Genomic DNA, 22,988 nt, shown 5'->3' with positions numbered 1-22,988 from the left:
CAAGGGGCTGCCTTGCGTCTCATGGAGATGGGAGATAAGCGACTGCTCTCCCTTTCAGTATACCAGCTCGAGAAAAGGAGGCAGGGCTTGGCACGGGGCGCGAGACCTCCTCCCCTCGAGGCGACTCCTTATTCCATTTTCAAGATTTTGCCAGGAGGCCATCCTGGCCACCCGCCTCCTCTCCTCAGGCTCTTCCTCCTCCAGCAGACTCATGTCGAGGTGAAGCCTCCCGGTCTCCCTTTCCTCCTGATGTTTCACGCAGAGAGCGGTGATGAGCCGCGGGGCGGATTTTCGAGTAGGAAGATTGCAACCGCCCGGGTCCCTTCCCTAATATTCCAGTTCAGTCTCTCCAAGCGGCCCGTGGCCCTAATCCCACTCCTATGGCGTGTGGGGAAGTGGAATTATAAGAGCACGTCGTCCTTGCCTTCTTGAGCCTTCCCAAAACCTCTGGGCGTATGTCCTCCCACTTGGCAAAGGTCTCGGAGAGGAAACGCCCGGATACCTGGAGATGGGGGCGCAAAGGATAGCTTAGAGCTCCTGGTGGAGGTCCCGCTTCCTGCCCTTGGGGGCCGTGGGGAGAAGGTTGCAGACGAGGTGGTATTGCCATTGCTTGAAGGAGGCGCCCTGGAGTGGAGAGAGCCCTCCACCCTGATGCCCCCATGGTCTCATAAGGCCACGGGCCTCACTCCTGGAAGTCCCCGCCTCTTCAGCGTGCGGATGGGGGAAGGCCAAATGGTCTGGGAGAAGGTATCCGCAATCTCAGAGCCACGATCTCCCATCTTCCGTCCCTCCGGATGCCCGCGCAGGGAAGGATCTCCAGGTGACGATCATGCCGCACACCTTCACCTTTCTTCGCACGGTAATACAGCCGCCTTCCTCTCTTCTCGGCCTCGATCAAACCAGCTCTCTCCAATCGTTTAGCTCTCTCTGGATGGAAAAAAGGGGCTTGCCGGTGAGGCTTTCTATCTGGCGCTGATAAAACTCCTGTTCGGGATGGAGAAAGAAGAGCTCGAGGAGGGCCACCATAGCGGGGGAGGAGAATATGACCCCTGCGGGATGAGCCGTGGTATCTTCCTTTTGACTAATTTTTTTAGTCATTTGACTAAATTTTTAGTCATCTTGATGGCCACCTTGGACCCGTATCAACTTATCCCAAGACCCAGCGGCGAAAAAACAGGCTTCAATCGAGCGGAAATCAAGCCGCATGACTCCTTTTATGCCCGCCATTGAATCCCATATGTTAATCCCACTTTTTCATATTACAATATCGCCCCTCCGCTTCCTATCTACCTCCGCTGGCCCGCAGGCGGGTTCCACCTACGGTCGTGGACCACGTATAAAAGGTGCTTGGCCCGGGTGACGGCCACGTACTGGTCCTTGCGGTCGTGGACGGGGAACCTCCCGTCCATGTCGCAGAAGATGACCACATCGGACTCCAGGCCCTTGAAGCGCTTCAGGGTGCAGAAGACCAGGTCGTTGGAGGAGAGGCCCGGGTCCTCGAAGTCCACCAGGCGGCACCCAGCGAGCTCCTCCACGCCGGAGAGGCAGCTCCTCTCCCGCACGTGAGGGGAGAGGATGGTTATCTGTCCCGGGCGGATGCCCTTCTTCAGCAGCCGGGAGACCACGTCCTCGATGATCCCCGGCTGTTCCTTGGGTTCCCGGTAGGGGAGGTAGCGCACCTCCTCCCCCTCCGGGTTGCGGTCGAAGCGGTAGTCCTCCTCGTCTATCTCCCCGATGCGGCAGGCCGCCTCGCATATCCTCCGCGTGTTGCGGCAGTTCTCGGTGAGCAGGAAGGGATCGCCCCGGACCGGGAACTGCGGCTCTTCCCCGTGGTAGAGGTTCTGCCTCTCGTCGAAGAAGATGTAGAGGTGGCTCTCCTCCCGGTCCCGCAGGAGCTTGAGGACGCTCTCCGACCACTCCCTCCGGAAGTCCTGGCCCTCGTCCACGACCACCGCGTCGTAGCGGAGGTCCAGGAGGTCCAGGGCCCTCCCCAGGAGGCGGGGGACCTCCTGGGCCCAGAAGCGCTGTCGCCTCTCCCGGTCCTCCTCCCCGGGCACCTGGCAGGGGAGCCCGGCCCTCTCGGCCAGGCGGATGCACAGGTCGTGGTAGTTGTAGACGTCGATCCTCCCCTCCTCGGGACGGATCTGCTTCCGGAGGTAGGCGGCCAGGGGGCGGTTGAAGCACAGGATGAGCACGGAGAGGCCCTCGGCGGCCAGGCGGCGGGCCTTCTCCACCGCCAGCTGGGTCTTGCCCGTCCCGGCGTAACCCTGGATGAGGGCCCGCCTCTGGTTCCTGAGGACGTCCAGGACGCGGCACTGCTCCTCGGTGAGGCGAAGTATCTCCGCCTCCTCGTCCTCCAGCCTCCGGGCGATGGAGGTGGTTAGGCGGAACTCGGGGAGGAGGAAGCGGTTGTAGAGGTCGTTGTACTCCCGCTCGGTCAGGGCCCTGCTCCCCGGGCGGCGCATGCGGTCCATGATCCCCTCCACCCTCTCCCCCACCTCGTCCAGGCCCTCGCGGTCGATGACCAGCTCCGGGAGGGCATGGGGAGGGAAATGCTTCGCCTGCACCGCGGCGTCGGGGAAGGCCACCGCGTACCCGTAGGCGCAGGGCAGGTCGTCCGCCCCGGGGAATACCCCTCGCTTGAGGATCTCCTCCTTCAGCCAGTGCATGTTGCTCCGCGCCTGGTCGAAGGGGTCCTTTATCTCGTGGCGCCGGTCGCCGGAGGCGGGGACGGAGAACCACTTCCTCTCCCGGGGGCGGTAGATCACCTCCTCCCCGCCCTTGACCTCGATGGTCAGGAGGCCCTTCTTGCGGTGGACGACGAGGAAGTCTATCTCGTGCTCGAAGATGCCCCTCTCCCCCGCGGAGAGATAGGGCAGGGAGTGGAAGACCGTGTATTCGTCGGGCAGCCCGTCCCGCAGGTATTGGTAGAACCGGAGCTCCCCGCGGGGGACGCCCTCCACCCTGGTCTGGGGAATCATCCTGGCCAACGCGTACCTCCCTGCCTACCTTTTCCGCCGCGGCCATCCTCATCCGTGCGCTGGCCGGTACGCCTTGTGCCCCGTATCCACTAACCAGCCGCCGTGGTCGTAGTTGTCCTCGTCGTTCTCGTCTTCCGGGTCGCCGGGGTACCCCTCCTCGAAACAGCGCGAGCAGAGGTGATCCTCGAAGCCCTCCTCGTCGAAGGCCACCTCCTCCCCGCAATGGCGGCACCTCCGAGTGTTGTCGGCGATGAACCCGATGACCTCCCCGGCCCAGAAGGCATCGTCCAGGGAATCGAAGGGTCTCGGCACGGCGACCACCCCTTGGACATAAAACCCGGAGTCGAACTCCGGGCCAACGACCTTGCCCGATCAAGTTTACGGAAGCACCCTTTTTGTTTTTTTATACCAGGTGGAGGTGACATTTTGACTAAGAGACCTTGCCGGGAAACATGTGCGTTGTGCCCTGGCCAGGGTCAGTGGGCCGTCCAAGTTGATTCCGCCCTTGGCAGCTCTAATCATTAGCAGGCAACTTCACAGTAGATTCAACAAGTTATTTTAGTTTATGGCAGTTTGCATCACGCAAATAGCTAAACATTATTGCAAACAATGAAAAAGCGTGAGCCATCTGCGTAGCAGACGCCCACACAACTCCTTTGGTGAAAAGATACTTCAAGAAAGCGTTGTTTGTCATTGATAATTAGCCCGAGCTTCATTTATTTATCTCGTTGGGAAGGATATAACTCGGCATCTGATTCCACAACATGCCATCCAGAAGGCGACCGTTTTTCTTCCTGCGGACTCCACCCCACTGCTTGAAGAAAAAAGGCACTTCCGCCTTTATACACTTGTCGCGGATCTCCCTCGCCCATTCCGGATCCATGGGCCGTGCTCGGGGTCCCGATTCGCCTCCCACAATCACCCAATCTATCCCTTCCAGATTAAGGTCACCAATTGGACCTAACAGGGGCTCGAAGGAAATGAATTTTACGCACGCACCTGTTTCTTTTAAATGATCGATGCGATACTTATGTACGGAGTCTTCCACGCTTACTCCCATCCACACGTTGGGTGGCCACGGTAGCATCGGGGCAATTTCCCTCAATCTTTCCGAGCGTTTTGTAAGGACTTGAAAGCAGTGCTGCGGGGCTTTAGTCATAACATTGAACATCCTGAAAATGAATTCCAGGGGAACTTCCTCATGAAAGAGGTCGCTCATGGAATTGACAAAGATGATCTGTGGATGCTTCCAGCGCAGCGGTATTTCAAGCATATTCTCATGTATGGTTGGTTTGAATCCATTCGCATAGTTAGGATGGCCCATGGCCTTCAAGCGCCTTGACATGCGCTCGGCGTAGCAATGACTACACCCCGGGCTTATTTTCGTGCATCCCGTAACTGGATTCCAGGTTGATTCCGTCCACTCTATGGCTGACCTACCCATGTTGCGCACTCCTGCTCTCATATTTCCGGAATATATCCTTTATTATTCTCTCTGCCACCTGCTTTTGACTTGCAAAATATAGATAATACACAATGGAGCCTTTTGAATTACGCATGGGCATTGGTTTCGGTACATGCTTGAATCCCGCTTTTTCACATAACCTTTTTCGAAAAGCTTCTGCAACTTCCTCGTTACTCCTCTTAATTTCCTTGTCATAACCGAAGAGTGTAGCTCTTTTTTCATAGGCTATATCACGCCAGGACTCGTCGCCCCAGAAAGCATTCATGCGTTCAATGGCATACTCCTGCACTCCCTCTGGGTTTCGCCATAAAGCGTTTCGGTTTATGTCCATTACCGGGAAATTCAAGAACAAGTCTATCGTGCCCATTTTTCCAGCGCACTCTATCACTTTCCATTGGAGATGTAATCCATAGGGATCAAGCAAACACAGGGCGCGCTTACAACTTTCGTAACTGATTTTCGGAAAAACATCTCTTAACAGTATCTCGTTGCAATCACCATGAAATATATGTACGTCGGATCGATTTCCAACCATTGCCTTCAGGGCACTTACCTTATCGCCATCTAAATCTATAAGATAATACTCATCAAATTTGGGTTCTATATTTAAAGCATTTAGTGGGCTTCCGGGTATCCATTCACCCGTACTCCTGGATATATTGACGCCTGAACCTGCAAATCCGTCTATATAGGCGTGGGAAAACCTGCTGTTTTCCGATTTTTTCCTTGTGAGGATAACAGAATAAGCTCGTGCGTATTTTCTCACGATGTCGAGCTTGATTTCCGACCAATAACCTATTTCATCAAACCTTACTTCTCCAGAGGCCAACCTGCTCCACCCCCTTTCCAACCCAATCCCCCGAGTACATTCACAATTTAAATGATAGGAGTGACAATACTCCGCTCGCTTCAGAGACCAGCCAATAAATCTTCCTCAAATACAATGGGCAGTCTCCTTTCCGGAAAAGGAACCTGGTAGAAAAAGGTATCTCCAGGCAAGGTCCCAGAACACGGAAGGAGAAAAAGCCTTTGAAACCATGGGGAATTCATTAAAAAGACTCAAACTGGGACTGACGAAATGTCGATTTGTAATCCAAAACGCTCAAGAAACTGCCGGAATAGGGACTCACCAATTTATTTGCAGCCTGTTGGTAAAAATGGAAGAGTCGTCTTTTTCAAGCGTTTCAACTATGGATGAGCTGTTTTCCAGGCAGGGCAATCTTGTCTCCCCGCTTTCGGATAATATATAGGGTGGATCGCGCGGGGGTTTCGGAAGGCTCGACAACGGACTACTCACGGGGGTGACTTCGCATGGGAAAGGCAGCCGGTAAACTGCTCAAGTGGTCGCTTGTGGGCGGGGCGGGGATGTACGCCGCCGCGGCGGCGGTGAGGTTTGCCGACCACCGGCGCTCCGAGGGGCTGGCGCGGCCGACGGCCCTGCCGGACGGGGAGCCCGTGGAGGGCATCCGCTCCGCCGACGGGACCCCTCTCTACGTGGAAGCCATCGGGGAGGGCCCCACCGTCTTCCTGATCCACGGGCTGGCCTGCAACCACACCATCTGGCGCTACCAGCGGGCCTATCTCAAGGACCGGTACCGGGTGGTCTCCCTGGACCTGCGGGGGCACGGGAGATCGGGCACCCCGGCGAGCCGGGACCAGAGCACGGAGCGGTTGGCCGAGGATCTCCAGGCGGTGATCGAGCATTTCGACCCTCCGGAGTTCGTGGTCTGCGGCCACAGCATGGGCGGCTTCACCACCCTGAAGTGGCACGAGCGCTTCGCGGACGGCTACCGCGGCCGCCTGAAGGGCCTGGTCCTGGTGGATTCCTCCGGGGTGGACGTGGTGGAGGGGATAATCCTGGGCGGGCTGGTGAAGAGCCTCTACCCCGTTCCCCTTTCCACCCTCCTGGACCTCATGGCCGTTGATCTACCCCCGGCGCAGAGGGCATGGGAGCTTTACGGCAGGACGGCCCCGGCCTACCTCTTCGCGCGCTTCACGGCCTTCGGGAAGAGGCCTCCTGCGCCGGAGGTGGAATTCCAGCGGGAGCTCATCTTCTCCACCCCCCTGCCCAACTTCGTCCGGGCCATGAAGGCCTGCCTGGACTACCACGTGGAGCCGGAGAGCCTTTCCAGGATCGAGGTACCCGTGCTCATCCTGGTGGGAAGCCTGGACCGGCTCACGTCTCGCAGGGTCAACGAGCGGACCAGCATGATGATTCCCGGCTCCAGGCTCCGAGTCTACGAGGACCGGGGCCACGACACCATGCTGGAGTGCCCAGAGGAGGTCAACCGCGAGCTGGGTTCCTTCCTCGAGGAATGCTTCCGCTGAGGCAGGCAGGAGCGGCCATGAAAAGGACCGGGATGGAGTCTACGTGGACCTCTCCAGCCCCTACCTCAGCCCGGGACTGGTGCGCTGGGCGGTGGACTTCCTGGGCCCCGGAAAGTGCCTCTACGGGACGGACGGACCCTACGGGGAGCAGGCCCCGGGGGAGGACTACGACTACGGGTGGATAAAGGGCTGGGTGGAGGCCCTCCCCCTCTCCGCGGGCGAGAAGGAGATGATCTTCTCCGGAAATTTTCTGAGCATCATCCAGGGCGGGGCGGCCGTCCCTGCAAAATAACCCGTTGATGTGAGCCGGTGCCTTGCTTGACACGGACCGAGGCTCGTGGGGGCAGCTGTGTCCATGTGCGCAACGGCAGCTCCCGGACATGGGTTTTTCCAGGACCATGGACAGGGCACAGGGCAGTGGCGGCGACAAGGGTTGAATGCTTACCAAGATTCAATGGCTCTGGATGAGACCATGGCCCGATCACGGGGTAATGGCGGCGGTGAAAGGACTTTCTCAGGATGAAGGGAGGGAGCCATGTATCCGGAGCTTACCGAGGCCTCGCAGAAAGCGCTGCAGGGACTGCGCGACCTGCACACCCTGAAGTGGTACGCCGCGCCCCTCCTGGCCCTGGTGGAATGAACCCGTTCAGGCTGCGCTTCGGCCGGCGTCGCCGGACACCGCCCTCCGGGAACGGACCAGGTCCAGGAAGGCCTCCAGCCGGATCTCCATTCCCGCCGCCGAGGTGTGCTCGTCCAGGCACAGTCCCAGGTAGGGCAGGCGCTTCTCCGCCGGGAGGCCGGGGATTATGGTCCGGCAGATGTTTTCCGGCATGCAGGTGAGGGGATAGGCGTGGATCACCCCGTGGAAACCGTCCCGAGCAGCGGTAAGAATTCCGCTCAAGGTCATATGTTCCTCCCCGCCCAGCACGTAGGGGAGGTAGGGGCGTACGCGCCGCCGCGCCAGGTACCCCGTGAGCTGGATGCGCGGGTCCAGCCACAGGGGGCCCAGGAGCCAGCGGTAGGTGGAGAGCACGGGCTGGACCTCCACCCGGTGCACGCTGCCCAGCCTTCTCACCAGGTCGTAGTTCAGGGCCGGCTCGAGGAGGACGTAGAGCTCACCCACCAGTCTGATGCGATCCGGTTCCCTCTCCAGGTCAAGCGGGAGGCAGCGGGTTTCTTCCCGGAAGAGGTGGCGCAGTTCCCGGACTCCTCGCAGGGAGTCGACGCCATCCAGCTCCTGAAGGGTCCGGGAACATAAAGCGTCGACACTTCCTTCCTCTTCCTCCCGGGGGCGCGCCCAGCGGGCCCACCTCTCCACCTCCTCCACCGCCGCCGCCTTGGCCCGGAACATGGCCAGCGCGGCGGGGACCTTGCGGAAGGCGCCGGGGCCCAGGAAACGCCGGAGGGCTTCCATCACCTCGCCCACGTTTTCCCGGCTGATGATCAGGGAATGGAAATGATAACCAAGGTCCCTCAGGATCATGTGCTGCACCCGGCCGTAATGCCCGAAGCGGCAGGCCCACATGCCGCTAACCATGGCCAGGACCTCCGCCCCCTTGTCCAGGGCATCCAGGCAGTCCCCCAGGGTAACCTTGAAGGGAAGGCAGGCGAACTCCGGTGCGTGGCGCACGCCCCTGGAGACGGTCCGCGCGCTGGGCCTCGCAGGCACCACCGCTTCGGCGCCTAAAGTCTCCAATAGGGCCCGTAGGGGTATGTACGCGTTACCCATGTGGGGAAAGGCCACCTTGACGCTCACTTCAAACCCTGCCTCCCTTCACGGGCATCCGCCTGTCGAGCATGTCCACGAAGGCCTCCGCCCGCGTGCGCACGGCGACATCTGCGCTGTGTTCATCGAGAACCACCTCCAGGAACGGCTTCCCAAAGCGGGAGATTATCTCCCTCCTGGCCATCTCCATAACCATGGAGTCGGGACCGCACCCGAAGCTGGTGAGGTAAACGATGCCTTGCACTTCCGGACAGCGGGCGAAAAAAGACGTAGCGGCCAGCAGCTCCCTCTCATAACTCCAGGACATGTCCGGGAGGCGGGAAAATTCCTCCTTGAGTTCCTGCGGGGAAAGCATGGTGCATGGCACCACGAAGGCCCCCGACTTCTCCAGCCAGCGGATGAGGTCCTTGTTCACCAGGCGATCTCCCAGGAGGTAGGGGTGTCCCACCACTCCCACAACCGTTCGGCCGCTGTTCCCACCGACCGTCCGATCTCTCACAGAGGTAAGATGATAATCTACGCCATTATAGGAAATGTGCGCCATGTCCTTTCGCTTCCCGCGGGGAAGAGGTACGTGCGCCAGCTTCTCAGAGAAACGAGGCAGGCACATCGCCTTTTCAAGGCGAAGCCGGGTGCGTCCCATCCCTTCATCCACTGGCGGACGGCCCGCGGCCGGGAAACGCGAGATTAACGGAATAGGACCACCATCCTCACCTCCGGGCCGAATCCTCATGGACGGCTCCCCGGCATCAATACCCCGTCCCATCCTCCTTACAGGCGGAACCTTAGCCTCCCGGCGTTCATATACCAGATCTTCCCATATCTCCACCGCCTCGTCAGGAAGCCATCCCCGGGAAAGAAGGGACTCGAAACGGCGCTGCGCGCGGCAGGCGGCGCGGTAGGCCTTCCGTGCCTTCCCCGGCGGGACCCTTAGCCGAGCTGCCAAGCGCAGGCAACCCCACCACCAGGGGACCTTCCTGGCGTCCAGCACCCATTCCAGGAGGACGGGCGGCCGTTTGCGGTAGAAGCGGGCCATGTCCGGGGCGGCGATGAGCTTGGGGCAGGTGAAGGTGTCATGAGGTCCCTTTTCCACGCTCACCGGGCGCGGCACCAGCAGCGCATCCGCGACGCCCTCCAGGTAGCGCACGTGGCCGTAGAAGACCTTCACCGCCACGCAGACGTCGTCCACGCAGCTCTCCACGCCCCCCTCCAGAATGCGCAGGTCAGTGGGAGGAGAGGAAACCACCTCGTGCCCACAGCCCTCCAGGAAAATCTTAAGAAAAGGGTAGTAACGGTAGAACATCAGGGCGCGCGGGATACCGATTCTCATCCGGTCCGCACCTCCCCCGCTCGGCCCGGAAACCTTCACCCGATAGGGTATCCGGTAATTCCAGCATGGTTTGATTTTCTACGCCGTCGATCATATTTGAAGTCTACGCGGTCGATCACACTTGAAGATCGACCCACATGGTGACTGGTGACTGGGGACCCGCGGTCATTTCTTCATGACGACCTGCTTGTTCCTTCGCCATGTCCTCCTTCGTCCCGACGATGGTGGGAGCCCGCAGTCGTTTGTTCATGACGACCTGCAGGGTCATACCCGCCGGTGCCCTCACCTCCCTTCGGGCTGAAAAAGTTACCGCGTCTGGAAACTTTCGGGTTTCATGCGCCTCACTTCCTGATCTCATGCGCCTCACTTCCAGATATCCAGAATGATGCGCAATGGAGCGGTGGCATAGGTGAGGCGGAAGGGCCTCTTCGTCCTGGTACTGACGAATAGATTAACCGGATCCACGCCATCCAGCGAACCGTAGGTGGACATCATTACCTGGTAGCATTCGGGGTCCCCGGTCAGCAGTCCCTCGCCGACCCTTAAGGTGCTGAGGTGGATATCCTCGGGCCTTATCCCCCGGATATACAGGCAGATCTCCGTCCCGTATTCTATGGTGGGGTCGTCAGAATAAGCGGCGAAGCACCAGGGCACGTTCGTGGCGTCGGTGCCGTCCAGGCGCTTGAGCTCGGCCACCACGCGAAAGTAATCCCCGTGGCTGCTCCAGCGCACGTCCACCAGCTGCAGGTACTCGAGGGGCGTCTTGTTTCCAATCTTCTGCCTCTTGTAAAGGAAGTCCGCGGGAGGTCCGGTCTCGGCGTCTTCCCCGCCTCCCGGAACCGTCCCGGCGCTTTCCCCCTCTTCCTCGGCGGGAGCCTCATCCACCACCGCTTCCTCTTCCGCCGCCGTCTCCTTTTCCTTCTCTGCCTCCTTGCCCCCGCACCCGGCAAACGGTGTCACGGAGAAGATTAAGAGGATCAGGAGGAGAACGACGTACACGGTCACCGTCTTCTTCATGCTTCTTCCTTTTTACCATGCCCCGCTCGGGAGCCGGCTGCCTTCCGGCCTGTCAAAAGGAAAGGTCTCCCACAACGAATGAACGTCTTTAATTCTATCCATCTCCGGCCTTTTTATTCCTGGTTCCCGGAAAACGGGGATGCCGGTTCCCGATCCGGGATGAAGAGGAGCAGATTGATAATTATCCGTCACGCCACGTCGATGCGCGGGCTTGCGAGTTCCGTACTCAGATGGTGCGGAGTCCCAGGTATTCGCCGTACCGCCTTGACGATCCGAGGAATTTTCTAACCCCGGGTCAGTATGATGCGCAGCTACTGACGCTTTTACGACGGCGGTGATCTTTTGATAAGCGAGGTTTCATGAACGGATGGAGAGAGTCAATAAGAGTTCGTTAGGCATCCATGGAGATCCGTGACCACGCTGGACCCGGGTCCGCATGAAGTGGGTTTCCTACGGGCTATTGACGGCGGGGGAATCCCTCCACGCACGCTTGCCCCGGAAACCGCGTTCTCAATACAATTGGTCAAGAACCTTTCGCCTGTGACCGGACGTGGACAAGAAATGCCGGCAAGGCTGAAGTGCGTCCAGCCACGCATGCGTGGGACGATTGCCGGTAGCTGGATCATTTGAATGAGCTGGTCCTACGAAGCCGACCGGTCATCGATCCTGGAATGGGAGTGGCTGCCGGTCGTAAGATCACCTGGATGAACCGGAGGTCAAGGATGACGAAGATTAAAAAAGTATCCCTCGGGCCCGTGAGAGGGAGATCGTTCCTGAACGGCGGGGTTGCCGTGCTGATAATCACCGCAACGGCCTGCCTGTGCCTTCTCCTCGCCCTGCCCCTGGGGGTGAGGGGAGCTCGCGCCCAGGGGGAGACCCCTCCCATCCCCGAAACCCCCGGGGAGGGGGTCTCCCAGACCGGGCAAGTCTATTTCTACCTGAATGGAGAGCTAGCCCCCGTGTCGAGGGATGTGGCCGGAGGACCGCAGGCCGTGGAGTTCACCGTCATGGAGCTGCTCAACGGCCCCAAGGAGGAGGAGAAGGCGCAGGGCTACGTCACCTACATCCCCGAGGGGGTCAAGCTCCAGTACACCACGGTCAAGCAGGACCGCAGCGAGTACAGCGTCAATCTCTCCCGGGAGCTGCTGGAGCTGGCCCGCGACCGGGAGCGTGCCCTGAAGGCCCTGGCCCAGCTGGTGAAGACCATAAGGGATGCCTCGCAGATAGAGAAGATAGGGGTCACCGTGGCCCCGGAGGAGGGGGTGGAGCCCGAGGACGCCTTCCAGGCCCTGGGAGTGAGCCCGCGGGAGGTGGACGCTGAGATCTCGGGACAACCGCTTTCCGGGGGCAGCCGGTGGTGGCTCATCCTCCTGCTGGCCCTGGGCATCCCGGCCCTTGTCCTGCTCGTGGTGCTGGCGCTTATCTTCCGGAGCAGAGCGTCCAACCCCAAGAAGGTCAAGCCGGTGGTGGGGACCGCGTCCCGGCCCACCCTGCGGGTGAAGAGGCGCCGCGGAGCCTCCCCGCCCCCGCCCGCCCCCTGGAAAGAGCCCCGCGCGGCGAGGAAAAAGAGGAAGAAGAAAGGGAAGCAGGAGGAGAAGGAAGGGTGAATACGGCCCCTCCTGGAAAACCCGACCAGTTTCCAGGTGCCCGGCCGAAGACCCACAGTACATCACCGGAAGGTCGGAGAAGGAGAAGGGGCCACTATCGTGAATCGCAAGCCTCCATTGTGAATCGCAAAAAGGGTGGGGTCAGCAGGATCGAACGCTCACCATCCGGGATGGTTTCGGAAGGTTAAGGACCTTCCGGGAAAGCGGATGCACGGAAGATTTGGGGTCGACACCGATACCGGCCGGCGAGCCTGGGAGCGTGGCGGATGGTGATTACGGTAAAGGGTTCAAGGGCGCGAAGAGGAGGAAGATCCGACTGCCGAACACGGAGAGGGATAGGGGACGGCGGGAAATGACCCAAGGGCGTGAAGATGGGGAGGGTGGCACCGGCGAACATGGAGCGGAGAAGGGGTTCAGGGAAGTGAATAGGAAGGGGTCTCCCCTGGCCACGGGGCGGGAAGGGGACGGCGGAAAGGGTTCAAGAAGGGTTCAAGATATGATCCTTGAAGGTTCTGGACTCGGAAGGACGCGCAGCGAATCCCCCTGCGGGAGGTCACGCCGTCGCCTTCTCCGGCTGAGGGCGGTGGTCTCTTTCCTGCTCCTTGCCTCCCTTGTCCTCGGTGCGGGATGCGGGGACGTTCCCTCTCCCCAGAATGGGGAGATAAGCGACGGGCTCGCGGAGCAGATCGCGGGCGGGGTGAACCTGGAGCGCATGATGGAGACCATCCGGTTCCTGGCCGGGGAGGAGCTGGCCGGGCGGGCCACGGGTTCCTCCCAGAGCGCCGTCCTCGAGGAATACCTCCGCGACCGCCTCCAGGACCTGGGCCTGGAACCCGTGGACCTGCTGGGTCTCTCGGATTTCCGCCAGCCCTTCCAGGTACCCGCCGACCGCTGCTACCTGGACCGGGAAGCGCGGCCCGATGAGCTGGTGGAGGCGGCCAACCTCCTGGGCATGATGCGGGGGGAGACGGAGGACATGGTCATCCTCACCGCCAACTACGACGGACTGGGTCGCGACCCACAGAGCGGGGAAGTCTATCCAGGGGCCGACTACAACGCCTCCGGGGTGAGCGCCGTGCTGGAGGCCGCTGCCGTCCTCTCTTCCCTGGAAGAAACTCCCAGAAAGACTCTGGTCTTCGCCCTGCTGGGAGGAGAGGAGTGCGGCGGCTTCGGGGCCTCCGCCCTGGCCGAGACGCTGGAGGAGAAGGGCTTCCGGGGACGCGTGAGGATAATAAACCTGGAGGGCCTGGGGGCTGGGGACGGCAACTACATGGACGTATGGGACCTTAACTACCGTCCCAACCGGGAGACGGTGCGGGCGCTGGAGGAAGCGGCGGAGGCCCTCGGGGTGACCCTGGAGCTGGGCGGGGCGGACCCCGGGACCTCGGCGGGCACCTTCTTCATGTACCACTTCCCCGCCGTAACCTGCGACTGGTCGTGGTTCGAGCGTACCGAGCACCCGGATTTCCACCGCGTGACCGACACCCCGGAGAGGATAAACCGCGAGGGCCTGCTCCAGGTGACCCGCGTGGCGGCCCTGGCCGCCTGGCTCCTGGCCACGGAATGAAGATCAGATGCTGCGGTAGATGACCCTGCGGCCCTCTTGGCCCTCGATGCGCTCTATCCACAGGTAGGGATGCCGAATCTCCTCCGCCCCCGGGAGGTTGTCCTCCCGCTTCCAGGCCAGGTTGAGGAAATCCAGGCCCTTCTTCTCCACCACCTCCCGGCAGAAGAGCTCCCCTACCTGGTACTGCTGGAGCTTGAGGTCGAACCCCAGCATCCTCTCCACCAGGCGCTCCGCCCCGGACTTGGAATCGCGACGGTGACGGAAGGCGATGCTCATCTGCTTGTAGGTGGGGATGATCTCCCGGCCCACCATGTCCATGACCAGGTTGCTGTACCCCTCCACCAGGGACATGAAGGCCTGGATGCGGTCGAGGATCTCCCGCTGCTCCGGGGTGTGGATTATGGACATCAAGCCTCCCCGGCTGATGATCTCGTTGAGGCGCCGCACGTCCCGCAGCTCCTCGGGTCTCAGGCGCAGGCTCATGTCCTCCAGGCGCAGGGAGACGCTGCGGAAATAGCGCTCCATGAGTGACCTCAGGTAGTCCCTCAGCCAGGGATGGGCGGCGAACTCGAAGCCGTGGGTCACCTCATGGAGGGTGATCCACAAGCGGAAATCGGCGGGGTTGAGGCGCATCTTGTTCTCCGCCTTGAGGAGGTTGGGATACACGATGTACAGTTTCCCGCTGTCCTCCAGCCTTGGAAGACCGAGGTCGAACTGGCCCAGAACGCTGCGCGCCAGGTAGCCCATGACCATCCCCAGCTGGGCGGTGAGCAGCCCCCTGGTGAGCTTGCGCCCCAGGCGGTATTCCCTGTCCCGCTGCTCCTCCAGGTTCCGGAGGGTCTTGGCGTAGCTCTCCGCCAGGGGCTCGAAGATGAGCTTGAAGCTGGAGAGGTTGGCCTCGATCCACTGGGGACGGTCGAAGACGAAGAGCGGTCCCACCTCCTCGCGCGGCCGGAGCCTGGTGTACTCCCTGACCAGCTCCTCGCTACGCCCGCGCATGGCCTCGAACTGCTCCCGGACCTCGGGGCCGGGGACCGGGGAGGCGCCTTCCGATTGCGCCACCAGGGCCGCTATCTCCCTGGCCTGCTCCCAGTTGATGAAGCCGTCCCCCTCCCCGGTGAAGGCCTCCCGCAGGGAACGGATGATGGGTATATTCCGGGCCACCGCCTCCATGAAGCGGTTGACCTCGCGAAGGCTGCGGTCCCAAGGGTTATCCGTCTCGTAGAACAACTCGTTCACCTCGCTCGGCGGCGCTTCCCGGGGCGCCGCCCCCCGTCATGGTCATCTCGAGAACGCGGTCCGCTTGTCCGGCGGGCTCCCGGCCGGAACCCTCCGAGGTCCTTTCCCGGGAGGATCCGCATCAACCTCCCTTCCCTGGCTTGTTCGTACCCTCTATGGTACCAGAATGGCCGCCGCGTTCTACCGCCTGCATGCGGGTTCCTGCGGTCCCCACGGGACCACATTTTCACCTTTACGACCTCTTCCGTTCCCACCATTAACTAATACTGGGGTATTATTTTCGGCCCTTTTAAATTAATACCTTCGTGGAATGGTCTTTCTTCCGGGTCTTTCGTATGTTGTTAATCGATAAAAGAACCTTGAAAAAGGCCCCAAGCGGACCCCGGGGATATAGTGCCAGAGTAGAAGCTTGAACGTCATGGGCGAGCGGATCATGCTACAGTCGCAGCCCCCTTAAAAACGCAGTAGCATTCCCCTAGCACCATCCGAAGCCGACTAGCCGAGACAGCCATCTACCCCATTACATCGAATGCAGCCCAGACGGACTACTTGAAACCCTCGCCCATGACGCAAAGATCGGAGCACCGAAGCAGCCCAGTCGCAGCAAGGTACGCAGCAACGATCGCAGCACAATCGCAGCTCAGCCGATCATCCCTGAGGTATCCCCTGAATCCCCAATGGAGTCCGCATCAGCGGAAGGCCCCGTTCCCCCTGCGGGGCCTTTTCCGTTTTTCAAGCTTACCCCGGCCCTGACCGCCGTCTCCACGGTTGCGCCCCACATCCTCCTCGAGTAACCTTTTGGCAAGGAGGTGGGAGATGGGCGATACCGATCGCTGTCCCTCTTGCGGGCTTCCCCTGTCACTCGGCCGGAAACTGGTCTGGACCGAGGACGGCGGGATATATTTCCGGGACAAGCGTTCGGACCGGCTCATCTTCCTGGAACACGAGGATGTATCCCTCATCGTCGCGGAGGGGGTGAAGCTCCGCGGCGAGGAGCTGCTCAAGACCCTCCGCGAGAAGCGCCGCGCATTCACCCGCGGGGAGGTGGTCCTTCAGTTGGGCGGGGTGCGCCGCCGGCTGCTGGGACGCCGCCCGCTGGCCGGGAGGGTGATCCGCGAGGCCTTCCGGGAGGCGGCCTTCTACGGGAGCGGCAACCTCTCCCTCTCCGAGCTGAAGCCGGGGCGGGAGATGAAGGTAAAAGTGCGGCACCCCTATCACCCCCATCTCATGGCCGGGGACCTTTGGGGGTTCTGGGAGGGCCTCTTCGGGGTGGAGGCCCTGGCCTCATTGGCCACCGTCTCGGAGGTGGAATACGAGGTCACGGTGAAAACCGTGGGCAGGCGTCGCTGGCCGCCCGGGGGAGAACCCCATCCCAGGCGTCCCAAGCGCGACTACGAACTGGAGGTCTGCGAGCGTTGCCGGCTGCCCGCCTTCCCCGTGGAGATGAGGTGGGATCCCGACCTGGGCACCATATACCTCCCGGCCGACCACCGGCGCCTGGTGATAACCTCGGTGCGGGGATGGCGGGAGATCCTGCAGGAGATAAACGGGTCCCGCCGGGAGGAGCTCCCTTCCTCCCTGGCGGACGCCGTGACCGCCAGGACCGCCGCGGTCCACGCCTCGCCCTCCGGGGGCAACTACAAGACCGCCTACCGCAACTTCTTCATGGGCCTTCCCGTCCTGGGATGGGGAAAGCCCAGGAGGGTGACCCGCAAGCCGTTCCTCATCGACGCCCTCATCGAGGGGGTGCCCTTCCCGCAGCTCCTGTCCTGGAAGCTGGGGGGCGTCTTCCAAGCCCTGGAAAGGGAGGTCCCGGAGGTGGAATACCGGAACCGGGGGGATTCCACCTGGAACTACCTGGTAGGACCCCGGCTCGAGGGGACCTTCCTGCCCGTCTCCAGCCTGGCCGTCCCGGCGGACCTCCCCGCCTCCCTGCGGGTCATCCTGCCCTTCTGACGGCCGCCTCGTGCCTTGGCCGCCTTGTGCCCGGCAACTTCGAGGTTTGCTTACCCACGCGTGACAGCACGGAGCCGCGGCAGGTTTTTAAATAGACCCTCAATGGGCTGCACGGTTCGTTCCGCGGGATGGACGCGCCCCATGAATCGAGGAGGGGAAGGGGCCGGCGACGCCGAGCGGATCGTCCGGATTCCACTACCTTGACAAGGTGGTGCCCGGGGTCAGGTTCCTCAAACGGGAGGTTTGTCCGGCCTGACGGTCTCCCTGGCCTTGAGGACCAGCCCCCTCTCGATGGCCCAGAGCACAGCGTTGGTGCGGTCCGTCACCCCGATCTTGCGGAATATGTTGCGGATGTGCACCTTGACCGTATGCTCGCTGATGAAGAGGATGTCGGCTATCTGCCGGTTGTTGTAACCGCGGGCCATGAGCTTGATGACGTCCAGCTCACGCTGGGAGAGCCCCTCGTACTCCTCCTCCTTTTTCTTCTTCCCGGCGGGCTCGCTGATTTCCTCGATGAGCTTGCGGGCCACGGAGGTGGAGATCAGCGACTCCCCCTTGGCCGCCGCCCGTACCGCCTTGACCAGCTCCTCCTTGGCGGCGTCCTTTATAACGTAGCCGATGGCCCCCGCCTTGATGGCCTGCTTGGCGAACTGCTCGTCGTCGAAGACGGTGAGGGTGATGGCCTCGATGTCGGGGTACTGGGACTTGATGCGCCTGATGAGCTCTATGCCGTTCATGCCCGGGAGCTGGATGTCCACGATGACCACGTCGGGTGGGAACCTGCCTATTTTTTCCAGGGCCTCCTCCGCGCTGCGGGCCACGCTGACTATCTTTATCCCGCCCTGCTTCTCCAGGATGCGGATGAGGCCTTCCAGGACCACCTCGTGGTCGTCCACCAGCATGACGTTCACCGATTCGCCCCTGCCGGCCATCTCACTCTCCCGCCACCATCATGGGTATGCGCACGACAATGCGCGTGCCCCGGCCTGGTTCCGAATCGATGGTCATCTCCCCGCCCAGGAGTTCCGCCCGCTCCCGGATGGCCACCAGGCCCAGGTGCTTGCCGCTTTCCTGTTCCGCCGCCAGGGCCTGGGGGTCGAAGCCGATGCCGTCGTCCTCCACCACCAGGTAGAGGTCGTCGCCCCTTCTCTCCGTCTTTATCCTCACCGAGTCGGCGTTGGAGTGCTTGCGGACGTTGGTCAGCTCCTCCTGGAGGATGCGGAAGACGGCCAGCTCCACGGAGGGGGAGAGGGATTCCAGCCCCTGCAGGTCCACGGTGGTGGTGATGGCGTACTCCTCCTCGAACTGCTCGGCGTAGCGCTGGATGGTCTCCCGGAGCCCCAGGATGTCCAGGGAGGTGGGCCTCAGGTTGGACATTATGGCCCGCAGTTCCCGCAGGCAGTCCTTGGCTCTCTGCTGGACCTCCTCGATCTCCTCCACCGCCAGTCGCGGGTCTTCCTTGAGGAAATCCAGGGCAAAACCCGCGGTGTAGATTATCTTCAGCAAGGACTGGGCCACCGAATCGTGCAGCTCCCTGGCGATGCGGGCCCTCTCCTCCTCGTGGGCGGTGTTCACCCTCGAGAGGAGGTGGTCCATCATCTTGCGGCGGGCGAGGAGCTCCTGGTAGAGGCGGGCGTTCTCCAGGGACAGGCCCACCGTGTCCGCGAAGGAGTTCAGCATCTCCAGGTCCCTGTCGGTTATCGGAAACCCGGCCTCCGCTTCCACGTAAAGGAGCCCCTTCGACGAGCCGTGCGGGTTCACGGGGACCAGGAAATAGCGCGAACCCGGCAGGGGATCCAGGAAAGCCGTCCTCGCCTGGTCGCCCTCGCGGCCCTCCCTCACCGTCCCGGCGAAGAAGGCCTGCGCCTCGGGGCTGTCTGAGAGGGGATTGATGGGGTAGGCCTTCTTCTCCCGCAACATCCCTTCTCCCCAGGAGGGGTCACGCCGGTCCCGGGCGGCCACGGGAACGAGCATCTCGTGCTCGTAGCGGAAGAACACGGCGCGGCGGAAGCCGAGCACCTCGCAGGCCCCCTCCACGATCTGCTCCACGAGGTAATCGACGTCCTGCCCCGCCCGGAGGCGGTTGAGGAAACGGTTGAACTCCCTCACCAGGGCCTGGCGGTGGCGCAGATACTCGTCGGCCACGGAGTTGGCAGCCCGGAAATAGGCGTTCCAGATAGTCTCCGCCACCCCCACCAGCTCGCGGTCCGGGAACCCCTCCGCCTCCCATAGTCGCTTGGCCCAGCTCCAGACCACCTCGCTGCCCACCTGGAAGGCACGCAGCACGTCCACCAGCTCGAAACCGCGAAGCTCCCCCACCTCCATGCTCCAGTCCGGGGGAAGGGAACCGTCCATACCCCTGAAGAGGGTGATGCAGGCCTTGCGCCCCACTTCCCGGAGCATGGGGAGGAAAGATTCCGGGAGGTCCGCGAAGGCGGGGACCTCCTTCCTGACCCTGCCCACGATCTCTTCGCTTATGGAATCCAGGTGCTCGCGGAGGAGGTCCACAGCCGGAGAGTGGCGGGGGGCCGCAAGGTCTTCGCCGCGCAGGATTCTCCATTCTTTCATCCTAAGGTGAAGTATATCAACTTCTGGTTGTTGTCGAGAAAGGTCTCCTTGGGGACCGGATCGACCTTGATCTCCAAGATGTTGCGCACACCCCTCTTGGTGGGCCGCAGCCCGCTGAACACCAGTTGCGCCTTCTCCCCGGGCCCGAGCTCCTCGATGGTCTTCTTCTGGCGGACGGGAGTAGTGTTCACCTTGGAGTAGAGGCTCAGGGTCACGGTAACTCCGCTCTCGGGGCGGTTGCCCTGATTCTCCACCACCACGGTCACACTGATCTCGTCCACAGCCGGAAGCCGGTGCACGTCGTCCTTGCCCTCCCGCACCACCATTCCCGCGGGGTCAAAGGTTATTTTTCCCAGCGCCACTCCGTGCACCTCGGTCCCCTTCAAGGCTTGCAGGAAAGAACGCACCCTGTTAACGGAGGCACTTTCCCAGTCCTCAAGCCACATGGAATCGGGAAGGCTCAGGTTCTGGAGGTTGTTGGCCGCCAGGAAGTCCTCCAGGGCGCGGCGGAAGAAAAGGTAGTTCCCGTCGGAATAGACGAGCTCCCGCAGATCCTGGCTTATGCTCTCCGCGTAGACGTCTACCTCCATGGCGGATACGGCGTTGATGATGTCGGGGCGGTAATTCTTGAGGGCCCGGTAACGCTGTTCGAAGCAGATGACCAGGGCCTGGTGGGCGCTCTCCAGGCTCCGGGGAGGAACCACCGCCTTCACCTGGCCGAGGAGGTCCAGGGCCTGGCCCTCCAGCTCCTCCAGCCTTGCCCCCAGGTTCTCGGTGTCGGCTATGAGGTCCGCCAGGGAGGCCCGCAGGGAGGCGAAGGATCCGCCGATGCCGTTGGAGGCCTCCACTAGGGCCTTCACCCGGTTGGCGTACTCGCTCAGGGAGGAGGCGTCTTCCTTCTTCCCCCTTCCGCAGGTGAGGTTGAAAAGCCAGCAACCTAAAATGAGCAGGGCAACGGCGATGACGATGGCCGGCGCCGGGCTCTTCCTGCGCCGCCTGCTGAACCTCGGTGTCCTGGTCTGCGCGTACAAGGACCTGCTTCCCGCTCCATGAAATTCCAGTGGTCACTGCCACTATACAAAGGGCAACTGACGGTATCAAGCTCAGGTCGAAGGTTGGAACACCCGCCCTTCTCCCCGTGCGAAGAGACATGCCTGCCCTGCCCGTCGCCAGGGCATAACTATTCGAGGGCGGCTCGCGGCCGCCCTCTTTTGCCTGGTGGGCGAGGCGGGACTCGAACCCGCATGCCCCTACGAGCACTGGACCCTGAACCCAGCGCGTCTACCAATTCCGCCACTCGCCCGCATGCCCGTTTTTCCCGGGCACAGAAGATTACAGAAGATATTATAGCAGATGGAAGTAGGATTGGGGGTTGGAGGGAGACAGGAGCGACGTTGTGGATCCCTTAATCCGAGAGCGGAAGGTGGGAGGTGGAAGAGATCGATCATTGGCCGTTAAAGGCCGTTCCCGCAGTGGGAGCGGGCCTATGGAAGGGGAGCCGGTGGATCCCCGCAAAAGGAAGAGGCAGGAACGTGCCGATCCTCGGGATGTGGAGCGGAGCGCATTTCCGGGACCTTCGAGCGGAAGGGAGCAGGGATGGAGATAAGGGATTTCCAGGAGATCATCGGGAGGACGTTCCTCGAGAAAGACCGGCGGCGGGGCCTCCCGGGCACCTTCGCCTGGCTGGTGGAGGAGGTGGGCGAGCTTTCCCGGGCCCTGCGCAGCGGTGACCGCGAGGACCTGGACGAGGAGTTCGCGGACGTACTGGCCTGGCTGGCCAGCCTGGCCAACCTCTGCGGCGTGGACCTGGAGGACGCCGCGGGCAAGTACGTCTCCGGCTGCCCGCGCTGCGGCTCCATCCCCTGCGCCTGCCGGGAGTGAGTGCCGCGGGTATCGCGCCCTGGAGGAAAGCAATAATCCCCCCTAAATGATCGGGAAACCCGTGGCACCGGGAAGGATCAGGAAACGGAGTTAACCTCCACCACCAGGTCGCCGTCGGGGCGGAGCTCCCATTCCGCGCGGCCTTCCTTGCCGGTGGCCAGCTCGAAGACCCCCAGCACCAGTCCCACCATGGGGAGGAAGAGGCAGGGGTTTTCCAAGCGGAAGCGAAGCCGGTCGGCGCCCCAGTCCATCTCCCTCAGGTTTCCCAGCCCGCGCAGGGCCAGGGCGCGGCGGAGATCCTCGAAGGTGCGGGCCTCGTCCAGGGAATAGAACTCGTTCCTAACGAAGCGCCTCTGGGCCTCGATGACCACCTCGGGGATGCTCTCCCCCAGTTCGTTCTGGAGCTCCTCGATGATGGTGTCCACGGTGGAGGGCCCCAGGATGACCATGCGCCTCCCGGTCTCCCGGTGGAGGATCATGCCCCGCTCCGTGTCCCACCGGTAGTTGGCCAGCGCCTTCGGGCCCCCGCACTTCGGGCATCTCTCCAGCTCGATGTCCCCCGGCTTGTGGGTGTAGGGAATGGGCTTCAGGCGGTCCATGAGCTCCATGGGATGCACGGAGATGAAACCGGTAATCTCGTGCTCCTCGGGACCCAGCTCCCGGTGGCTTACCGCCACCTCCCGGCGGTCGATGGCGTTGAAGGAACCCGCAAGGTCACCGCAGAAGAGGGGGAGGGAATAGATGCCCTGCGTGTGGATGGTAACGTAATCCCCCTCGTCGTGTACCCGCCTCAGGTTGGCCAGCTCGATGTTCCCGTAGCCCATCACCTTTCCCAGGGCGGTGATGTTGCGTATCACCGGCCTCATGCCCACCCTCTGCACCACCGCCTTGACCACCCCGGGGAGGATGTGGTCCACGAAGTCGAAGGTAGCCCTGCGCTTGGCCTCTACGATGATGCGGTCGATGGGCATGGAAAGGATTTCCTCGATGTTGCGGAAGATGCCGTTGATGTTCTCATTCTCGATAAAGACCATGCGATGGTCCGGGTTCTTGGTCTGCACGATGGTGCCGTCGCTCAGCCACCTGTGCTCCCGGACTATGCGCCGGGAAGCCCCGCACTCCGGGCACAATCTCACCTTAGGCATCGGAACCCCCCTTCTCCGCTGGCCGGAATCACCGTCCCACGAAGCGGCTCGCAAACCGGATTATGGCCATAGATTGATTATCAATTATATCGTTTTTCCGGCCGGGGGGCTTGAAACCCGCGGAAAATGGGAACCTGTTCATACTTACCAGTATCTTACTGTTGCCAGCCGGGTAACG

General features: G+C 61.8%; 19 protein-coding genes and 1 tRNA gene. 6 read left to right on the top strand and 14 right to left on the bottom strand.

The window, feature by feature from the left end; genetic code table 11:
• Positions 1 to 54: 54 nt before the first annotated feature.
• The 5 genes from QME84_09955 to QME84_09935 form a co-directional block, all read right to left on the bottom strand.
• Positions 55 to 213 carry a hypothetical protein gene (locus QME84_09955; GenBank protein MDI6874587.1) on the bottom strand — a complete coding sequence of 53 codons (159 nt, stop codon included), beginning with the start codon at positions 211 to 213 and terminating at the stop codon, positions 55 to 57.
• 1,073 nt (positions 214 to 1,286) lie between these two features.
• Complete coding sequence (locus tag QME84_09950) at positions 1,287 to 2,981, bottom strand: NERD domain-containing protein/DEAD/DEAH box helicase (GenBank protein MDI6874586.1); 1,695 nt, start codon at positions 2,979 to 2,981, stop codon at positions 1,287 to 1,289.
• Between the two features lie 48 nt (positions 2,982 to 3,029).
• Positions 3,030 to 3,293 carry a hypothetical protein gene (locus tag QME84_09945; GenBank protein MDI6874585.1) on the bottom strand — a complete coding sequence of 88 codons (264 nt, stop codon included), beginning with the start codon at positions 3,291 to 3,293 and terminating at the stop codon, positions 3,030 to 3,032.
• Between the two features lie 400 nt (positions 3,294 to 3,693).
• A complete protein-coding gene (locus QME84_09940) occupies positions 3,694 to 4,425 on the bottom strand; it encodes a phage Gp37/Gp68 family protein (GenBank protein MDI6874584.1) in 732 nt (243 codons plus the stop codon).
• Positions 4,418 to 5,296, bottom strand: a complete 879-nt coding sequence (locus QME84_09935) for a three-Cys-motif partner protein TcmP (protein MDI6874583.1) — start codon at positions 5,294 to 5,296, stop codon at positions 4,418 to 4,420. Before QME84_09935 ends, QME84_09940 begins: the two co-directional genes overlap by 8 nt.
• Before the next feature lie 461 nt (positions 5,297 to 5,757).
• On the opposite strand from QME84_09935, the gene QME84_09930 reads away from it, so the two are divergent.
• A complete protein-coding gene (locus QME84_09930; protein ID MDI6874582.1) occupies positions 5,758 to 6,774 on the top strand; it encodes an alpha/beta hydrolase in 1,017 nt (338 codons plus the stop codon).
• A gap of 43 nt (positions 6,775 to 6,817) precedes the next feature.
• A complete protein-coding gene (locus tag QME84_09925; protein ID MDI6874581.1) occupies positions 6,818 to 7,066 on the top strand; it encodes a hypothetical protein in 249 nt (82 codons plus the stop codon).
• Positions 7,067 to 7,420: 354 nt separating this feature from the next.
• On the opposite strand, the gene QME84_09920 is transcribed toward QME84_09925, so the two are convergent.
• From QME84_09920 to QME84_09910, 3 genes are all read right to left on the bottom strand, one after another.
• Positions 7,421 to 8,530, bottom strand: coding sequence for a hypothetical protein (locus QME84_09920; GenBank protein ID MDI6874580.1), 1,110 nt, complete (start codon positions 8,528 to 8,530; stop codon positions 7,421 to 7,423).
• Position 8,531: 1 nt separating this feature from the next.
• The gene (locus QME84_09915) at positions 8,532 to 9,830 is read right to left on the bottom strand and encodes an acyl-CoA dehydratase activase-related protein (GenBank protein MDI6874579.1); all 1,299 of its coding nucleotides are present in this window, start codon (positions 9,828 to 9,830) and stop codon (positions 8,532 to 8,534) included.
• A 363-nt stretch (positions 9,831 to 10,193) separates the two neighbouring features.
• The gene (locus tag QME84_09910; GenBank protein ID MDI6874578.1) at positions 10,194 to 10,847 is read right to left on the bottom strand and encodes a hypothetical protein; all 654 of its coding nucleotides are present in this window, start codon (positions 10,845 to 10,847) and stop codon (positions 10,194 to 10,196) included.
• Between the two features lie 722 nt (positions 10,848 to 11,569).
• On the opposite strand from QME84_09910, the gene QME84_09905 reads away from it, so the two are divergent.
• Together QME84_09905 and QME84_09900 are read left to right on the top strand one after the other, a co-directional pair.
• A complete protein-coding gene (locus tag QME84_09905) occupies positions 11,570 to 12,454 on the top strand; it encodes a GerMN domain-containing protein (GenBank protein ID MDI6874577.1) in 885 nt (294 codons plus the stop codon).
• A 496-nt stretch (positions 12,455 to 12,950) separates the two neighbouring features.
• Complete coding sequence (locus QME84_09900) at positions 12,951 to 14,021, top strand: M20/M25/M40 family metallo-hydrolase (protein ID MDI6874576.1); 1,071 nt, start codon at positions 12,951 to 12,953, stop codon at positions 14,019 to 14,021.
• Between the two features lie 3 nt (positions 14,022 to 14,024).
• Here the strand turns inward: QME84_09900 and QME84_09895 are convergent, their stop codons facing one another.
• Positions 14,025 to 15,251: a zinc-dependent metalloprotease gene (locus QME84_09895; GenBank protein MDI6874575.1), complete on the bottom strand. Its 1,227-nt coding sequence runs from the start codon at positions 15,249 to 15,251 to the stop codon at positions 14,025 to 14,027.
• Between the two features lie 825 nt (positions 15,252 to 16,076).
• Between QME84_09895 and QME84_09890 the strand changes: the two genes are divergently transcribed.
• The gene (locus QME84_09890) at positions 16,077 to 17,216 is read left to right on the top strand and encodes a hypothetical protein (GenBank protein ID MDI6874574.1); all 1,140 of its coding nucleotides are present in this window, start codon (positions 16,077 to 16,079) and stop codon (positions 17,214 to 17,216) included.
• A 230-nt stretch (positions 17,217 to 17,446) separates the two neighbouring features.
• Here QME84_09890 and QME84_09885 read toward each other — a convergent pair whose 3' ends face one another.
• The 4 genes from QME84_09885 to QME84_09870 all read right to left on the bottom strand — a co-directional run bounded on the left by QME84_09885 (position 17,447) and on the right by QME84_09870 (position 21,087).
• Positions 17,447 to 18,148: a response regulator transcription factor gene (locus QME84_09885; GenBank protein ID MDI6874573.1), complete on the bottom strand. Its 702-nt coding sequence runs from the start codon at positions 18,146 to 18,148 to the stop codon at positions 17,447 to 17,449.
• 1 nt (position 18,149) lies between these two features.
• Positions 18,150 to 19,784 (bottom strand): GAF domain-containing sensor histidine kinase, encoded by a 1,635-nt coding sequence (locus tag QME84_09880; GenBank protein MDI6874572.1) that lies wholly within the window; start codon positions 19,782 to 19,784, stop codon positions 18,150 to 18,152.
• Positions 19,781 to 20,815: a hypothetical protein gene (locus tag QME84_09875; protein ID MDI6874571.1), complete on the bottom strand. Its 1,035-nt coding sequence runs from the start codon at positions 20,813 to 20,815 to the stop codon at positions 19,781 to 19,783. Before QME84_09875 ends, QME84_09880 begins: the two co-directional genes overlap by 4 nt.
• Before the next feature lie 185 nt (positions 20,816 to 21,000).
• Positions 21,001 to 21,087: transfer RNA gene (locus QME84_09870), tRNA-Leu, on the bottom strand.
• 293 nt (positions 21,088 to 21,380) lie between these two features.
• Here QME84_09870 and QME84_09865 point away from each other — a divergent pair.
• Positions 21,381 to 21,665 (top strand): MazG nucleotide pyrophosphohydrolase domain-containing protein, encoded by a 285-nt coding sequence (locus tag QME84_09865; protein MDI6874570.1) that lies wholly within the window; start codon positions 21,381 to 21,383, stop codon positions 21,663 to 21,665.
• A 77-nt stretch (positions 21,666 to 21,742) separates the two neighbouring features.
• On the opposite strand, the gene QME84_09860 is transcribed toward QME84_09865, so the two are convergent.
• Positions 21,743 to 22,810 (bottom strand): hypothetical protein, encoded by a 1,068-nt coding sequence (locus QME84_09860; GenBank protein MDI6874569.1) that lies wholly within the window; start codon positions 22,808 to 22,810, stop codon positions 21,743 to 21,745.
• Positions 22,811 to 22,988 lie beyond the last annotated feature (178 nt).

The sequence above is a fragment of the Actinomycetota bacterium genome (genome assembly GCA_030019255.1).
In the GTDB taxonomy this organism is placed as follows: Bacteria; Actinomycetota; Geothermincolia; order Geothermincolales; family RBG-13-55-18; genus Solincola_A.
Note: the sequence above shows the minus strand (reverse complement) of the source record. Positions and strands in the feature narration are given on the sequence as shown.